14 protein-coding genes are annotated in these 15,338 nt (G+C 68.4%); 2 read left to right on the top strand and 12 right to left on the bottom strand.

What is annotated here, in order from left to right:
* Positions 1-193 precede the first annotated feature (193 nt).
* Genes ABFG95_RS15075 through ABFG95_RS15035 form a run of 9 tightly spaced genes read right to left on the bottom strand, consistent with a single transcriptional unit; the run spans position 194 to position 8,446 of the window.
* Entirely contained in the window at positions 194-580 is a 387-nt protein-coding gene (locus ABFG95_RS15075) for a RidA family protein (protein ID WP_049070378.1), read from the bottom strand.
* A complete protein-coding gene (locus ABFG95_RS15070) occupies positions 577-1,740 on the bottom strand; it encodes an FAD-dependent oxidoreductase (RefSeq protein WP_278992525.1) in 1,164 nt (387 codons plus the stop codon). The genes ABFG95_RS15075 and ABFG95_RS15070 overlap by 4 nt, the downstream gene beginning before the upstream one ends.
* A 9-nt stretch (positions 1,741-1,749) precedes the next feature.
* Positions 1,750-3,192: an NAD(P)/FAD-dependent oxidoreductase gene (locus ABFG95_RS15065; RefSeq protein WP_348994721.1), complete on the bottom strand. Its 1,443-nt coding sequence runs from the start codon at positions 3,190-3,192 to the stop codon at positions 1,750-1,752.
* Complete coding sequence (locus ABFG95_RS15060; RefSeq protein WP_006389495.1) at positions 3,189-3,497, bottom strand: (2Fe-2S)-binding protein; 309 nt, start codon at positions 3,495-3,497, stop codon at positions 3,189-3,191. Before ABFG95_RS15060 ends, ABFG95_RS15065 begins: the two co-directional genes overlap by 4 nt.
* A complete protein-coding gene (locus ABFG95_RS15055; RefSeq protein WP_068951756.1) occupies positions 3,481-4,638 on the bottom strand; it encodes an FAD-dependent oxidoreductase in 1,158 nt (385 codons plus the stop codon). The genes ABFG95_RS15060 and ABFG95_RS15055 overlap by 17 nt, the downstream gene beginning before the upstream one ends.
* Positions 4,638-5,438 carry an ABC transporter permease gene (locus ABFG95_RS15050; protein WP_006389497.1) on the bottom strand — a complete coding sequence of 267 codons (801 nt, stop codon included), beginning with the start codon at positions 5,436-5,438 and terminating at the stop codon, positions 4,638-4,640. The genes ABFG95_RS15055 and ABFG95_RS15050 overlap by 1 nt, the downstream gene beginning before the upstream one ends.
* Position 5,439: 1 nt before the next feature.
* Positions 5,440-6,306 (bottom strand): ABC transporter permease, encoded by an 867-nt coding sequence (locus ABFG95_RS15045; protein WP_278992522.1) that lies wholly within the window; start codon positions 6,304-6,306, stop codon positions 5,440-5,442.
* A complete protein-coding gene (locus ABFG95_RS15040) occupies positions 6,303-7,358 on the bottom strand; it encodes an ABC transporter ATP-binding protein (protein WP_059268750.1) in 1,056 nt (351 codons plus the stop codon). Before ABFG95_RS15040 ends, ABFG95_RS15045 begins: the two co-directional genes overlap by 4 nt.
* Positions 7,359-7,414: 56 nt before the next feature.
* A complete protein-coding gene (locus ABFG95_RS15035; RefSeq protein ID WP_049070372.1) occupies positions 7,415-8,446 on the bottom strand; it encodes an ABC transporter substrate-binding protein in 1,032 nt (343 codons plus the stop codon).
* 231 nt (positions 8,447-8,677) lie between these two features.
* On the opposite strand from ABFG95_RS15035, the gene ABFG95_RS15030 reads away from it, so the two are divergent.
* On the top strand, positions 8,678-9,475 hold the full coding sequence (locus ABFG95_RS15030) for a GntR family transcriptional regulator (protein ID WP_049070371.1): 798 nt from the start codon (positions 8,678-8,680) through the stop codon (positions 9,473-9,475).
* Here ABFG95_RS15030 and ABFG95_RS15025 read toward each other — a convergent pair.
* Genes ABFG95_RS15025 through ABFG95_RS15015 form a run of 3 tightly spaced genes read right to left on the bottom strand, consistent with a single transcriptional unit; the run spans position 9,462 to position 14,263 of the window.
* Complete coding sequence (locus tag ABFG95_RS15025) at positions 9,462-11,192, bottom strand: hydantoinase B/oxoprolinase family protein (RefSeq protein WP_348994720.1); 1,731 nt, start codon at positions 11,190-11,192, stop codon at positions 9,462-9,464. The two genes, ABFG95_RS15030 and ABFG95_RS15025, sit on opposite strands and share 14 nt — an antisense overlap.
* On the bottom strand, positions 11,185-13,242 hold the full coding sequence (locus tag ABFG95_RS15020) for a hydantoinase/oxoprolinase family protein (protein WP_348994719.1): 2,058 nt from the start codon (positions 13,240-13,242) through the stop codon (positions 11,185-11,187). The genes ABFG95_RS15025 and ABFG95_RS15020 overlap by 8 nt, the downstream gene beginning before the upstream one ends.
* A gap of 40 nt (positions 13,243-13,282) precedes the next feature.
* The gene (locus tag ABFG95_RS15015) at positions 13,283-14,263 is read right to left on the bottom strand and encodes a tripartite tricarboxylate transporter substrate binding protein (RefSeq protein WP_348994718.1); all 981 of its coding nucleotides are present in this window, start codon (positions 14,261-14,263) and stop codon (positions 13,283-13,285) included.
* Between the two features lie 169 nt (positions 14,264-14,432).
* Between ABFG95_RS15015 and ABFG95_RS15010 the strand changes: the two genes are divergently transcribed.
* On the top strand, positions 14,433-15,329 hold the full coding sequence (locus ABFG95_RS15010; protein ID WP_223203265.1) for a LysR family transcriptional regulator: 897 nt from the start codon (positions 14,433-14,435) through the stop codon (positions 15,327-15,329).
* Positions 15,330-15,338: the final 9 nt, after the last annotated feature.

Below are 15,338 nucleotides of genomic sequence, written 5' to 3'. Positions count from 1 at the left end.
CCCATCCAAAGCACTTCCTTGTCAACGCGCCGATTATCAACAGCGAGAAAGCGCAAAACCGGGAAAATGCATCGCGGGATAACGAAATAAGGCGTGTCCGAGGCTGGACCTGGCCTTCACCCGCCGCTGTCAGGATCGCGACGGGACGCCACGGGAAAGATCCGGCAGCACGCTGCCGGATCGTTGTGGCCGATCAGGCTTCCGACACTGGCCCGCCGACATATCCCGGCCGCTTGGCGGCCGTGACGATGATCTCGACCAGCAGATCGGGCGAGGCCAGCTTGGCCTCGCAGGTCGCGCGCGTCGGCAGCGCATTGGCCGGCGCCCACTCGGCCCACACCGCGTTCATGCCGGCGAAATCGCGCTCGATGTCCTTGAGCCAGATCTGCGCCGACAGCAGCCGCGTCTTGTCCGAATCAGCCTGCTTCAGATAGCCGTCGATCTTGGCCAGCACGTCGCGCGTCTGCGCGGCGATGCCGCCTTCGGCCGACGAGGTCACGCCCGCGACGTACACGGTGTTGCCGTGAATCACGATGCGGCTCAGGCGCTCGTTGGAATCCTTGCGCACGATGTCATTCATGAGTGCTGCTCCTTTGAAGTGGATGCCGGCGCGCCCGCGGCGCCGGCGAAACGATCGATGGCGAACGGCGCGATCGGCAGATCGGTCGCGCCAGTGGTGATCAGATCGGCCATGATACGGCCAACGATCGGGCCCAACTCGAAGCCGTGGGCCGAGAAGCCGAAGGCGTGGAAGGCGCTGTCGTAACGCTGGCTGCGGCCGATCACCGGGATCTCGTCGGGCATGGCGGCCTCGATGCCGGCCCAGCCGCGGTTCACGATCGCTTGCCGCATGTGCGGAAACAGGTCGCAGACAGTGCGCGCGCCCTCGGCCAGTGAACGGAAGTCCAGCTCGGTCCATTCCGCGTCGCGATCGACCCAGGCGCGGCGGCCGCCACCGATCAGCACCGTGCCGTTGGCGCGCTGCTTGAACGACAGCGGCCGGCCGGTGCCCAGCACCACCGCGTCCAGGAAATGATCCATGCGCAGCGTCACCAGCATCATCGGGCTGATGGCGGTCAGCGGCACCGGCTCGCCCCATTCGGCCGCGACGCGGTCGGCCCAGGCGCCGGCGCAGTTGAGCACCTGCGGCGCGGTGTAGACGCCAGCGTCGGTCTCGACCCGCCACTGGCCATTTTCATGCGCGGTGCGCAGCACGCGCACGCCTTCCAGGAAGCGCGCGCCCAGGCTGGCGGCCTTGCGGCGGAACGCCAGCGTGGTGCGGTAGGGATCGGCGGCGGCGTCCTCGCGCGCGATCAGGCCGCCTTGCACCGTGGGCGTCAGCGCGGGAATCATCGCCAGCAATTCGTCACGGTCGATCCATTGTTCATGCGTGTAGCCATGCTGTTGCATGGTCGCCAGGCGCGCGCGCAGCGCCGCCGCGTCGGCCTCGTTCTCGGCCACGCGCACCTGCCCATGCTGTTCGAAACCGCAATCGTCATCGACCAGCTCGCCAATGCGATACCAGAGCTCGCGCGAGGCCAGCGCCAGCGGCACTTCGGCCAGGTGCCGCGCCAGGGTGCGCACGCCGCCGGCGTTCACACCCGAGGCATGGCGGCCGACGTAGTTCTTCTCGATCACCAGCGCCGGCACGCCGGCGCGCGCCAGATGCAGCGCCGCCGAACTGCCGTGCAGGCCGCCGCCGATGATGATGACGGCGGCCGAGCGCGAAGCGTCCGTCATGGCGGGCTCCTATTTCTTCAGCCGCACCACCGCCTGGCGCGACTCGTCGGTCTGCGGCAGCGAGGCCAGCTCGCCCAGCGTCAACGGCTTGGTCGGGAAGCGCAGGCGGTAGTAGCCGACCTCGGGCACCGGCACGCCGCGTTCCTCGGCGATGATCTCCGATACCGTCAGGCCACAGAAGCGGCCCTGGCACGGCCCCATGCCGCAGCGCAGGAAGGCCTTCATCTGGTTCGGGCCGCTGCAGCCGAGCTTGACGGTATCGCGCACCTGCGCCGCCGTCACTTCCTCGCAGCGGCAGACGATGGTGTCGCCGGTAGGGCGGCGGAAACGCTCGGGCGCCTTGTACAAGGCATCGAAGAACTCGCGTCCGCGCACCGCCCGCGCCAGCGCGGCGCGGGGCGCGGTGGCCTCGCTGTCGCGCCGCGCCGCGTCGATGCGGCCCAGCAGATGCGCGGCCTGCAACGCCGCCAGCCGGCCGCGTTGTTCGGCGGCCAGCGCGCCCGCGATGCCGGCGCCGTCGCCCGCCATGCCAACGCCGTCCACCGAGGTCAGGCCCCAGTCATCCACGTCCGGTTCCCAGCAATCGAGCGCCGCGTTCCAGCGATGCTCGGCGCCGATGGCGCGCGACAGGTTGACGTTGGGCACCACGCCCTGGTGGAGCATCAACTGTTGCGCCGGCAGCGTCTTGGTAATGCCGCCGGCGGAGTAGCGCACGCTTTCCAGCTTGTCCTGCCCCAACGCTTCCAGCGCCGTCACGCCCCTGATGATGGGTATTTCCGCCTTGACCGCGCGCAGCAGCGACAGCCCCTTGCCCAGATAGGGCGAGCGCAGGAAGTCCCACACCTTCGGCAAGGCCTGGCGCAAGCGGCCGGGCGGCGTGGTTTCGAGCAGCGCGTCGACCTTGACGCCGGCGTTCAGGTATTGCCAGGCCACCAGGTACAGCAGCGGGCCGCAGCCGGCCAGCACGGTGCGGTCGGCCGGCACCACGCCGGCGGACTTCAGCAGGATCTGCGCCGCGCCGGCGGTGATGACGCCGGGCAGCGTCCAGCCCGGAATCGGGAACGGCCGTTCCTGCGCGCCGGTGGCCAGCAGCAGGCGCCGCGCATGCAGGATGCGCGCCTCGCCCGCCACCGAGTACGCCACCTCGAAGCCGCGCTGCGGCTCGGGCGCGGTGCGCTCGGCCACCGCCCACACGGTCGCGCCCGGCACATAACGCGCGCCCGACTGCCGGAACGGCTCGACCAGGGAGGCGCCGTGCCAGTAATCCGGTCCCAACACCGCGCGGTCGGTGACCGGCGTGGTGGTGATGGCGCGGTAGATCTGTCCGCCCGGCGCGGGTTGCTCATCCAGCAGCACCGTATCCACCCCCAGCCGGGCGGCGGTGGTGGCGGCGGCCAGCCCGGCGGGACCCGCGCCCACCACCAGCAAATCGCATTGCGTCGTCTCGATCATGCCTGCACCTTGCGCGCGCCCAGCTGGCGCTCGATCTTCATGCCATCACGCACGGCCGTCATGCAGCCCTGCTGGTTGGCCTGGCCGTCGATCGTGACCAGGCAGTCGTAGCACACGCCCATCATGCAATAGGGGCCGCGCGGCACTTCGCCCACCGCGGTGTCGCGACAGGCCTGCATGCCGCCGGCAAAGAGCGCCGCGGCCACGCTGTCGCCGGCGCGGCATTGCAGCTCGGCGCCATTCACCGTCACCCGCACCGGCGCGCCCTGCGCCTGGCGCTGCGCCTCGTCAAGCCTCTTGAACATGGAACCTCCGGGTCGAGAAGGGCGCCATGTCGTCGGCCAACTGGCCGGCGGCGATCATGGGCGCCAGTTTGAGCGCGTGCGCGGCCGCCAGGGTGACGCCGCTGTGACAGGTGGCGACGAAGGCGCCGGGGCACGTCTCGGATTGTTGATAGATGGGGAAACCGTCCTTGGACATCACGCGCAGCGCGGCCCAGCTACGCACCACCCGCACTTCGCGCAGGGCGGGCAGGGTGCGCACGGCGCGGTCGGCCAGCGTGCCCAGGATCGGCAGGCCCACCTGGTTGTCCACATAGCCGGCTTCTTCCTGCGAGTCGCCGATCAGCCAGGTGCCTTCGTCGGTCTGGCGCAGCGTGGACAGTGGCGTTTCCAGCAGGCGGCGGGTGCGCTCCAGCACCACGATCTGGCCGCGCTGCGGCCGCACCGGCACCGTCAGGCCGACCTGTTCGCCCAGCGCCTTGTTCGACAGGCCGCTGGCCAGCACCAGCTTGCGCGCCCGCACCGTGCCGGTGGGCGTGGTCACCTCGAACACGCCGTCGCGCTGGCGGATCTGCTGCGCCGGGCAGCGCGGCAGGTAATCCACAGCCCGCTGTGCAAAACTCATGTGCAGCGCGCGTAGCAGCTTGAGCGGATTGGCGATGCCGTCCACCGGCGTCCAGGTGGCGCCGCGCACCTCGGGGCCGATGCCGGGCACCATGTCGGCAAGCTCGTGGCGGTCCAGCATTTTCCAGTCGTACTGCGCCATGCCGGGCTGCGCCAGCAGCGTGCGCATGAAGGTGGCGCGCGCTTCCATTTCCTCGTCGCTCAACAACGCGTGCAGGCCGCCGCGCTGCTCCAGGTGCACGTCCACGCCGGTCTGCTCCCGCAGCTCGGCCGCCAGCCGCGGCCAGGCGCCGGCCGAGGTCATGGTCCACACGCCGTAGCGCGGCAGGCCCATGCCCTTGCTCTGCACCCAGACCAGGCCGAAGTTGCCGCGCGAGGCGCGGTAGGCCACGTCGCCTTCGTCCAATACCGCGACGTGGTCGAGTTCGCGCCGCAGCCCGTAGGCCACGGCCGAGCCGACCAGGCCGCCGCCGATCACCACGGCGTCGTAGACGCCGCGATGCGCCGGCGCGCGCGGCGCCTGTTGTATTTCTTCCGTCATTAGCGTCCCTTTCCGACAAACAGCTTTTCCAGGCCGACCAGGCGGTCCAGGATGAAGATGGCGATGATGGTCACATAGATCAGCACGGCCGACACCGCCGTCACCAGCGGGTCGATGGTGTCCTCGATGTGCAGGAAGATGCGCACCGGCAGCGTGGTGGTGGACGGCGAGGCGATGAAGATCGACATGGTCAGCTCGTCGAAGCTGGTGATGAAGGCGATCACCCAGCCGCTGACCACGCCCGGCAGCAGCAGCGGCAGCACCACCCGCCGGAACGCGGTCCAGTGGGACGCGCCCAGCGACTGCGCCGCGCGCTCCAGCGCCGGATCGATGCCGGTGGCCGAGGCCAGCACCAGCCGCAGCGCATAGGGCATCACCAGGATCACGTGCGCCACCACCAACCCCACGTAAGTGCCGGCCAGGTCCACGGTGGTGAAGAACTTCAGGAAGGCCAGCCCCAGCACCACGTGCGGAATCATCAGCGGCGACAGGAAGAACGCCACCAGCGCCTCGCGGCCGCGAAAGCGGTTGCGCGCCAGCGCCAGCGCGCTCGGCACCGCCAGCGCGATCGCCAGCGTGGCCGACAGCGTGCCCAGCCCCAGGCTGAACCAGAACGCCTCGATGAAGCGCGGGTTGTCCAGGATGGCGCGGAACCAGCGCAGCGACAGCCCCCCGCTGGGCAGCGAGATGAAGCCTTCGGACGTGAACGCCACCGCGCACACCATCACGATGGGCGCCAGGATGAACAGGATGAAAAGCGTATGGAACAGCAGGCCGATGGGACCGTTGCGGAAGTTCATGTCAGGCCCCCGACGGATTGAAGACCGCGCCATAGCGGCGCTCGATCAGCCGGTTGGCCGACAACAGCACCACTACGGTCGCCACCAGCAGCACCACCGCCAGCGCCGCGCCCAGCGGCCAGTTGAGCGTGTTGAGGAACTCGTCGTAGGCGGCGGTGGCCACGTTCTTCAGGCGCCGGCCGCCGATGATGGCCGGCGTGGCGAAGGAACTGGCGGCCATCGCGAACACCATGATCGAACCCGACAGGATGCCCGGCATGACCTGCGGCACGATCACGCGACGGATCACGGTGAACTGGCTGGCGCCCAGCGACAGCGCGGCGGCCTCGGTCGACGGATTGATCCGCTGCAACGACGCCCACACCGCGATCACCATGAACGGCACCAGCACGTGCGTGAGCGCGATGCCCACGCCCAGGTTGCTGTACATCAGGTCGATCGGTGTGGCGATCAGGCCGATTCCCATCAACGCCTTGTTGATGAGTCCGGTGGACCCGAACAGCAGCGCCCAGCCCAGCGTGCGCACCACCACCGAGATCAGCAGCGGCCCCAGCACCACCATCAGGAACAGGCCCTTCCACGGATTGGCCATGCGCGACAGCACGTAGGCCTCGGCCGTGCCCAGCACCAGGCAGGCCAGCGTCACCAGCGCCGCCACGCCGAAGGTGCGGGCGTAGATCTCGTAGTAATAGCCGTCGCTGAAAATCTCGATGTAGTTCTTCCAGGTGAAGGTGGCCTGCATGCCGCCGTAGAACTGGAACTCGAAGAAGCTGATCAGCAGCACCAGGGCCATCGGCACCACCAGGAAGGTGGCGTACACCGCCAGCGCCGGCGCGCTCAGCAGCCAGGGGTTGGCGCGCGCGCTCATTTTGCCGGCTCCTGGCCGGCCAACGCGCACATGTCCTGCGCGCGCCAGCGCAGATGTACCGTCGCGCCCTCGGCGGGCACCGGCACGCCGTCGTTCTGGCGGATCACCATGACTTCGCCCACCGAGGTCTCGACCTGGCACAGCCAGTGGTTGCCCTGGAACACGCGCGTCTTCATGCGGCCGGGCAGGGCACAGGCGCCGGCCTCGGCAAACAGGATCTTCTCGGGCCGCACGATCACCGCGCCCTGCGGCACGGGCTGCCCGTCCATGGCGATGTGGGCCTCGCCGATGCGCGCCCGCACCTCGCCGTCATAAGACTGGGGCGTGGGCGTGAACACATTGGCCTTGCCCAGGAAGCCGCCGACGAAGCGGTTGGATGGCCCTTCATACGCGGCGAACGGCTCGGCCACCTGCTCGACCCGGCCCTGGTTCATCACCACGATACGATCGGACAGCGCCAGCGCTTCGGACTGGTCGTGCGTCACCAGGATGGTGGTGGTGCCGACGGTGCGCTGGATGCTGCGCAGCTCCAGCTGCATTTCCTCGCGCAGCTTGGCGTCCAGGTTCGACAGCGGCTCGTCCAGCAGCAGCACGCTGGGGCGGATCACCAGCGCGCGCGCCAGCGCCACGCGCTGCTGCTGGCCGCCCGACATGCGCGCCGGATGACGATCCGCCAGGTGCGACAGTCCCACCAGCTTGAGCGCCTCGGCCACCCGCGCCTGCCGCTCGTCTTTGCCGACCCGCTGCATCTCCAGGCCGAACGACACGTTCTCGGCCGCGGTCATGTGCGGAAACAGCGCGTAGTTCTGGAACACCATGCCCAGCCCGCGCTTGTTCGCGGGCGTCCTGCTGACGTCCTTGCCGTCCAGCACGATGCTGCCGCCGCTGGGTTCGACGAACCCGGCGATCATCTGCAGGGTGGTGGTCTTGCCGCAGCCGGACGGCCCCAGCAGCGAGATGAACTCGCCGCGTTCGACCGACAGACTCAGGTCCTCGACCGCCGTCAGGTCGCCGTAGCGCTTGGACAGGCGGTTCAATACGAGATAACTCATGGATGCTCCCGCTGGCGGCGCGCCCGCGCCGCCGTTGCGTCCTGGTGTACGAAACGTCAACGCTCGATTTCACGCGTCCAGCGCTTGTTCCAGTCGTCCCGGTTCTGGTTGACCGTGTCCCAGTCGATCACGATCAGGTCGGCGGCGCGTTTGCCGATCGGCAGCGGCACGCGCGGATCGTCGGCCACCTTGGCCTGCTTGTTGACCGGACCATAGCCGTAGGCGCTGGCCAGCTGCTCCTGCACCTTCGGGCTGACCAGATAGTTGACGAAGGCCTGCGCCAGCGGATTGGCGTTGGCCTTGGCCACCGGGCACACCGACGACAGCAACGCGTAGGCGCCCTCCTGCGGATAGACGAAGCCCACCGGGAAGCCGGTGTCGGCGAAGGCCTTGACGCGGCCGCTGCCCCACACGGCGATGGTGGCCTGTCCGCTGGAGAACAGCTCGGTCATCTTGCCCGGCGACGGTTCGTACACCAGCACGTTGGGGCCGACCTCGTCCTTGAAGGTCTTGAAGCCGGCGTCGATCTTCTTCTCGCCGCCGCCGCCCTCCCGGGCGTATTCCACCAGCGCGTGCAGGCCGTAGGTGTTGTTCAGCGGCGGCACCACCAATTGCTTCTTGTACTTGGGGTCCTTCAGGTCCTTCCACGAGGTGGGCGCGGCCCACTTGCGCTCGTCGAAGACCTTCTTGTTGTACATGATGCCGGTGGCGACGATGCCGATGGCCACGGCCTTGTCGTCCTTGTAGCGCGCGGTGCCGTAGATGTCGTCGGCCGGCAGGCCCTGGATGGGCGCGCAGAAGCCCAGCGCGATGGCCTGGTACATGGGGCCGTCGTCGATGATGGCGACGTCAATCTGCTGGTTGCTTTTCTGCGCCTGCAGGCGCGCCACCGTGTTGGTGGAGTTGCCGGCCACGTAATCCAGCTCGACGCCATGCTGCTTGGCGAAGGGCGGGAAGATGTCCTTGCGCATGATGTCTTCGAACGAGCCGCCGTAGCCGGCCACCACCAACTTCTGCTGCGCCTGCGCCGTGGCGCATACGCCGACGGCCACCGTGGCCGCCGCCAGGACTGCGAGTACCTTGCCCATGAAAACCCCCGTTTATTGGAAGAGAACTGCAAGAACTGCCGGTGCTGCCTGAATCCGGGGATGGACTCGCCGCAGAAAAAAATGCGGACCCGCTTGCCCCGCGACCTCATGTCCGCCGTACAATTTGTCCGTACATGAATGTCCGGACAAATAATGGATCCGCAAGGCGGGCCCTGTCAATGGGTTATTGTCCGTACAAACCCCGATAGAACGAGAAAAGGAGCCACCCCCATGACCCGATCCTCCGAACGCGCGCCCGACCCGGCCGCCGCGCGCGAGGCCCGCGGCCAGGCCACGGGGCCGGACGACGAGGCTGGCGGTCCGCGCTACAAAAGCATCTACCAGCAGTTGGCGCGCGACATCGGCAGCGGCCGCTACCCGGTCATGACGCTGCTGCCGACCGAACACGAACTGTGCGAACAATTCGGCGCCAGCCGCCACACCATCCGCGAGGCCATCCGCATGCTGACGGTGGCCGGCATGGTGTCGCGGCGCCCCGGCGTCGGCACGCGCGTCGAGACCGCCCACGCCAGCACCCGCTTCACCCAACGCATCTCGCAGTTTCCCGACCTGCTGCAGTACGCGCGCAACGCCGCGCTGCTGGTGCAGGACGTGCGCACCATCAAGCTCACCAAGCGGCTGGCCGAGAGCCTGGGCGCCGAGCCCGGCCAGCCGTGGCTGCACATCAACTCCATCAAGACGCTGGGCGACCAGGACACGCCGGTGGCGTGCACGCTGATCTACGCCGATCCGGCGCATTCCGACCTGCGCGCCGACATCCAGCCGCGCATTTCGCTGCTGCGGCTGATCGAGGACCACTTCGGCAACCGCATCCACGAGGTCAACCAGGAGTTCTCGGCCACGCCCATCGCGGCGGGGATCGCCAGACAGCTCCAGGTCGAACCGCAGACGGCGGGTTTTGTCATCACCCGCCGCTACTACGGCAGCGGCGGGGTGTTGCTGCTGGCCACGATCACCACTTTTCCGCATGACAAGATGAAGTACTCGATGTCGCTCAACGTGGCGTAACGGGGGCTTCGTAGCCATAGGCCGCGCGCGCCGCTTCCGGACTGATCTTGCCGTCGGCCAGATCGCGCTCGATGCGGCTACGGGCCCGCTCGGCCGCGGGGCCGTAGCCGCCCGCGCCCGGGGTCTCGATGCGCACGCTCTCGCCCGGCGCCAGCGTGATGTTGGCGGTCTTGGAGAACAGTTCCTCTTCGGCCGGCGTGCCGAAATTGCGCACCAGCCGCGCGCGGCGGCCATCGGCGCCGCCATCGACGCCGGCGGCCACGCCCACGGTGTGGCTGTCCGAGCGCGCCGAGAACACGATGCCCGGTCCGACCGCGCGGATCTGCTTGGCGATGCCCATGCCGCCGCGGGTGCGGCCGGCGCCGCCGGAATCGGGGATCATGGCGTACTCGTCCATCAGCAGCGGATACTCGTTCTCCAGCGCTTCCACCGGCAGGTTGGAGGTATTGGTCATGTGCACGTGCACCGCGTCCATGCCGTCGCTGTCGTAGCGCGCGCCGGCCCCGCCGCCCAGCGTCTCCAGGTAGACGAAGTGCCCGGCGCGCTCGCGCCAGCGGCCCGAGAACACGATGGCCGGGCAGCAGTCGTTGCTGGACGCCATGGTCTTTTCCGCCGGCAGCAGGCCGCGGAACGCGCCGAAGATGGCGCCCGCGACCTTCTGCGCGGTGATCGAGCGCGCGCCCACCGCCGCCGGATGCTCGGGGTTGGTGATGGTGCCCACCGGCGCTGATACGCTGATCGGGTCGAACAGGCCGGCGTTGGGCGCCAGGTCCGGATCCAGCAGCGCCTTGACCGCGTAATACACGCAGGCCCGCAGCGCGTTGAACGGCAGGTTCATGGCGCCGCGCGCCTGCTTACCCGAGCCCTCGAAATCGAAATGCAGGCGGTCGCGGCTGACCGTCAGCGTCACCTGGATCGGCACCGGATCGCCGCCCATGCCGTCGTCGTCCAGGTCGCTGCGGAAGGTGTAGCTGCCCTGCGCCAGCTCGCCGATGCGGTTGAGCAGGCGGCGGCGCGTGTACGTGATGACGTCATCCACCGAGCGCAGCACGGCCGCCAGGCCCATCTGCCGGATCAGGCCCTGCACCGCGGCCGCGCCACGGCGATTGGTGGCCATCTGCACGCGCAGGTCCAGCACCCGCTCCTCGGGGTCGCGGGTGTTGGCGCAGATCAGGCGCAGCAAATCCTCGTCCACCTCGCCGGCGCGCGCGATGCGGCAGGCGGGAATGCGGATGCCTTCCTCGAAGATCGACTTCAGGCCGCCGGCGATCGAGCCGGGCACCGCGCCGCCCACATCGGAATGGTGGGCGATGTTGGCGGCGAAAAAGCGCAGCGTGCCTTCCCAGAACACCGGCGTGACGATGTTGATGTCGGGCAGGTGACTGCCGTCGGCCAGGTAGGGGTCGTTGCAGATGAACACATCGCCGTCGCGGATCTGGTCGGCCGGGAAGGCGCGCAATATCGCGCCCATGGCGCCGTCCAGCGAGCCCAGGTGCAGCGGAATCTGCGTGCCCTGCGCCACCAGCCGGCCGGCGGCGTCGAACAGCGCCACCGAGCAGTCCTTGCGTTCCTTGATGTTGGTCGAGAACGAGGCCCGCACCAGCGTGTTGTTCATGTCTTCGGTGATCGACAGCAGGCGGTTGCAGAACACCTCCATGCCGACCGGGTCGGCCAGGGCCACGCCGGTGTCTTGATTGGCTTGATGGGCTTCACGCATGCGAGCCTCCTTGCAAACGGATGATCAGGTTGCCGTAGGCGTCGACCTCGACGTCCTGGCCCGCGCCGACCACGGTGGTCGAGCTCATTTCCTCCAGCAGCGCCGGGCCGCGGAAGCGCACCCCGGTGGGCACGCGGTCGCGGTCATAGACCGGCGTGTCCAGCCAGCCGTGGCGCTCGCCGAAATGGGCGCGGCGTTCGCCGATGCGCGCGCCGTCCAGCGTGCCATCGACCTGGCGCGGCGCCAGCGGCGCCTTCACCACCTGGCCCACCGCCTGCATGCGGCAGTTGATGATCTGCACCTTGCGGTCATCGACGGTGTAGCCGTACTCGCGCTCGTGCGCCTCGGCGAAGCGGCGCGCGAACTCGGCGTAGCCGCCGGCGCCGGTATCGTCCAGCGCCACCTGCACTTCGAAGTTCTGGCCCTCGTAGCGCGCGTCGATGGCGCTGCGGTACAGGCGCAGCGCCGGTTCCACGCGTTCTTCTTCCAGCCAGCGCTCGGCCTGATCGCGCAGTCCGTCGAAGATCGTCGATACGCCGTCCCAGCTTTCCGCGCTGGCCAGCGCGATCTCGCTGCGCACGAAGTCGAACGAGATGTCGCTGAGCAGGATGCCGCGCGCGCACATGGTGCCCGGCTCCTGCGGCACGATCACCGTGGGGATGCCGCATTCCTCGGCCACCTCGACCGCGTGCAGCGGGCCCGCGCCGCCATAGGCATACAGGGCGAATTGCGACAGGTCATAGCCGCGTTCGGTCGACACGGCGCGGATGGCGCGGCTCATGTTGGCCGCCGCGATGCGCAAAATGCCTTCTGCCGCCGCCTCGCGCGTCAGGCCCAGCGGCCGCGCCACGCGTTCGTCGATCACCTGGCGCGCGGCCTCGGCGTGCACCGGCATGCGGCCGTTGAGCAGCGCCACCGGATTCAGGCGCTGCAACGCGATCTCGGCATCGGTGATGGTCGGCTCGCTGCCGCCGCGGCCGTAGCCCACCGGCCCCGGCACCGCGCCGGCGCTGTGCGGTCCGACCTTCAGCGCGCCCGCGTCATCGAGCCAGGCAATGCTGCCGCCGCCCGCGCCGATCACGTGGATGTCCACCATCGGCGTCTTCACCGGATAGCCCGCCACCTGGCGATGCGAGGTGAACAGCGGCCGGCCATCGCAGATCAGCGACACGTCGGTGCTGGTGCCGCCGACGTCGAACGTCACCAGGTTCAGGCTGCCGATGGCGCGGCCCACGGCCGCCGCGCCCACCACGCCGGCGGCCGGCCCCGACAGGCAGGTGCGCACCGGATACTGGCGCACCGTGGCGATCGACATCAGGCCGCCGTTGGAATGGATGGTGTGCGGCTCGTGGCCGATATCCAGCTCGCGCACGCGCTGCAGGAAGCGTTCCAGGTAGCGCGCCATCTTCGGGCCCACCGCCGCGTTCAGTACCGTGGTCGACAGGCGTTCGTATTCGCGGAACTCCGGCAGCACGTCCGACGACAGGCTGATATACGCATCGGGCATTTCCTCGGCCACGATGCGCGCGGCCAGCTGCTCGTGCGCCGGGTTGCGGTAGGCATGCAGGAAGCAGATCGTGACCGCGTCGATGCCGGCGGCGGCAAAGCGCCGCGCCGCCGCCCGCACCGCGTCCGCATCCAGCGGCGTCAGCACCTCGCCCTGCGCATTGACGCGTTCATTGACCTCGGCGCGGAACTCGCGCGTCACCGCCACCGGCGGCTTGCCGACGCTGTAGTCGTACAGGTGCGGCCGCGTCTGCCGGCCGATCTCCAGCACGTCGCGAAACCCCTGCGTGGTGATCAGGCCGACGCGCGCGCCCTTGCGCTCGATGATGAGGTTGGTCGCCACCGTGGTGCCATGGCCCACGTGCGACACCTGCGACGGCGCCACGCCATGGTCATTAAGCATCTGCCCGATGCCGGTGGCGATGGCTTCCGACGGATCGGACGGCGTCGACGGCACCTTGTGAAAATGCACGATGCCTTGATCTTCGTCGATCATCGTGAAGTCGGTAAACGTGCCTCCGACGTCTATCCCTATGCGATACATGCTTGTGCTTCCCTGAAAGAAAAGAAGGGCGCGGCCGCGCTCAGTCCAGCTTGATGCCGGCCTGTTTGACCACGCCGCACCATTTGTCGATTTCGCTCTTGATCATGGCGCCGAAGGCCGGCCCGGCCACGTCCGAGACCTGCGCGCCCTGTTGTTCCAGATAGGTCTTCATGGCGGGCGCGTGCAGCGTCTGCGCCAGCGCGTCGGTGAGCTTGACGCGTAGCGGCTCGGGCAGCCTGGCCGGGGCCAGCATGCCGAACCACACCATCGCTTCGTAACCGGGATAGCCGGACTCGGCCACCGTCGGCACGTCGGGCAGCATCGGCGAGCGTTGCAGCGACGTCACCGCCAGCGCCTTGATCTTGCCGTCCTTGATATACGGATAGGACGTCATCACCACGTCCATCATCATGTTGATCTGGCCGCCCACCAGGTCGATCAACGCGGGGCCCGAACCGCGGTAGGGCACATGCACCATCGACACGCCGGCCGTGCTCTTGAACAGCTCGGCGGCCAGATGGTTCGATGTGCCCTGGCCGTTGGAGGCGAACGAGTATTTCTCGGGCTCCTTCTTGAGCAGCGCCACGAATTCCCGCAGGTTGCTGGCCGGCACCGACTTGTTCACCGACATGACGTTGGGAATGGTGGCGACGACGGTCAGCGGCGTGAAATCCTTGAGCGCGTCGTACGGCAGCTTCGAATACACGCAGGGCGCGCTGCCGTGCGTGCTGACCGAGCCCATCAGGATGGTGTAGCCATCGGCCGGCTGGCGCGCCACGTACTCGGTGCCGACGGTGCCGCCGGCGCCGGGCCGGTTCTCGACAATGACATTGGCCGACAGGCGCTGGCCCAGGCCTTCGGCGATCTTGCGCGCGATCAGGTCGGTGGACCCGCCCGCCGCGAACGGCACCACGATGCGGATCACCTTGTCGGGCCACTCGGCGCGGGCCGGTAGCGCGGTGGCGGCCAGCGCCGCCGCCCCGAATGCAAGACAGCAACTGCGAATGAACGCTGCGTTCATGACTTCCCCTTGTTGATAGAACTTCCTTGCGGCCCGATCATGGACGCCGGGCCTGAGAGGCATTGCCTCGGGTTCACTGCAACAACGGGAACATCCTAGGCCTGGCCGGCGCGCGCCAGCAGTCCTTGCGGTTTATATTGATATAGATGCCATTTATAGGTGGGCGGCGGTGAAGCATCCGGACCTGAATCTGCTTGTGCATTTCGACGCGTTGATGACCTGCCGCAATGTGTCGCGCGCGGCCGAGCAACTCGGCATCAGCCAGCCCGCCATGAGCGCCGCGATGAACCGTCTGCGGCAACTGTTCGGCGATCCGCTGCTGGTGCGCGAAGGCGGCGCGTGGCAGCCGACGCAGCGCGCGCACGAACTGCACCAGGGCTTTCTGCCGCTATTGGAAGGTTGGCGTCGCGCCACCCGCACGCGCGAGGTGTTTGACCCGGCGCACTCGGCCCGCAGCCTGTCGTTCTACGCCACCGATTACGTGCAGTACACGCTGCTGCCCAAGCTGATCCCGCGCCTGGCGGTGGACGCGCCGCACTTCCAATTGCTGATCGTGCCGGCGCGGCCGCAGCACGGCCTGAGCATGCTGGACACCAACCATGTGGAGCTGATCGCCGGCTATTTTCCGGACCCGGCGCCGGACCTGCGCACGCGCTTCCTGTACCAGGAGCCGGCGGTGTGTATCGTGCGCGAAGGCCATCCCTGTCTGCGCAAGCGCTGGAACCTGGACGCCTACCTGAGCTATGGGCACCTGGACCTGGCGGCCCACACGCGCTACTTCAGCAAGGCCATCGACCGCATCCTGATGGGGCAGAACCGCAGCCGCCGCATCGTGGCGACGTTGTCGAGCTACATGGTGTGCCCGTTCATCGTCGAGGCCTCGGACCTCATCGCCACGATGCCGGCGAGCATCGCCAAGGCGATGTCGGGCAGCGCGCGCATCGTCACGCTCAAGGCGCCGCTGAGCCTGCCGGCGATCACCGTGTCGTTGTACTGGCACGAGCGCTACCAGGATGACCCGGCGCATGCGTGGCTGCGGCAGTACCTGGCGAGCGTGCTGGGGTAGCGGCGGCGC

The sequence above is a fragment of the Achromobacter sp. HNDS-1 genome (genome assembly GCF_040084795.1).
GTDB lineage: Bacteria > Pseudomonadota > Gammaproteobacteria > Burkholderiales > Burkholderiaceae_B > Achromobacter > Achromobacter ruhlandii.
The sequence above is the reverse complement of the archived record's forward strand: the minus strand, read 5'-3'. Positions and strand labels throughout refer to the sequence as shown.

What these genes read in the sequence shown, in the direction of transcription:
- ABFG95_RS15075 (WP_049070378.1), bottom strand. Translation starts at nt 580, where the DNA reads ATGAATGACATCGTGCGCAAGGATTCCAACGAGCGCCTGAGCCGCATC.
- ABFG95_RS15070 (WP_278992525.1), bottom strand. Translation starts at nt 1,740, where the DNA reads ATGACGGACGCTTCGCGCTCGGCCGCCGTCATCATCATCGGCGGCGGC.
- ABFG95_RS15065 (WP_348994721.1), bottom strand. Translation starts at nt 3,192, where the DNA reads ATGATCGAGACGACGCAATGCGATTTGCTGGTGGTGGGCGCGGGTCCC.
- ABFG95_RS15060 (WP_006389495.1), bottom strand. Translation starts at nt 3,497, where the DNA reads ATGTTCAAGAGGCTTGACGAGGCGCAGCGCCAGGCGCAGGGCGCGCCG.
- ABFG95_RS15055 (WP_068951756.1), bottom strand. Translation starts at nt 4,638, where the DNA reads ATGACGGAAGAAATACAACAGGCGCCGCGCGCGCCGGCGCATCGCGGC.
- ABFG95_RS15050 (WP_006389497.1), bottom strand. Translation starts at nt 5,438, where the DNA reads ATGAACTTCCGCAACGGTCCCATCGGCCTGCTGTTCCATACGCTTTTC.
- ABFG95_RS15045 (WP_278992522.1), bottom strand. Translation starts at nt 6,306, where the DNA reads ATGAGCGCGCGCGCCAACCCCTGGCTGCTGAGCGCGCCGGCGCTGGCG.
- ABFG95_RS15040 (WP_059268750.1), bottom strand. Translation starts at nt 7,358, where the DNA reads ATGAGTTATCTCGTATTGAACCGCCTGTCCAAGCGCTACGGCGACCTG.
- ABFG95_RS15035 (WP_049070372.1), bottom strand. Translation starts at nt 8,446, where the DNA reads ATGGGCAAGGTACTCGCAGTCCTGGCGGCGGCCACGGTGGCCGTCGGC.
- ABFG95_RS15030 (WP_049070371.1), top strand. Translation starts at nt 8,678, where the DNA reads ATGACCCGATCCTCCGAACGCGCGCCCGACCCGGCCGCCGCGCGCGAG.
- ABFG95_RS15025 (WP_348994720.1), bottom strand. Translation starts at nt 11,192, where the DNA reads ATGCGTGAAGCCCATCAAGCCAATCAAGACACCGGCGTGGCCCTGGCC.
- ABFG95_RS15020 (WP_348994719.1), bottom strand. Translation starts at nt 13,242, where the DNA reads ATGTATCGCATAGGGATAGACGTCGGAGGCACGTTTACCGACTTCACG.
- ABFG95_RS15015 (WP_348994718.1), bottom strand. Translation starts at nt 14,263, where the DNA reads ATGAACGCAGCGTTCATTCGCAGTTGCTGTCTTGCATTCGGGGCGGCG.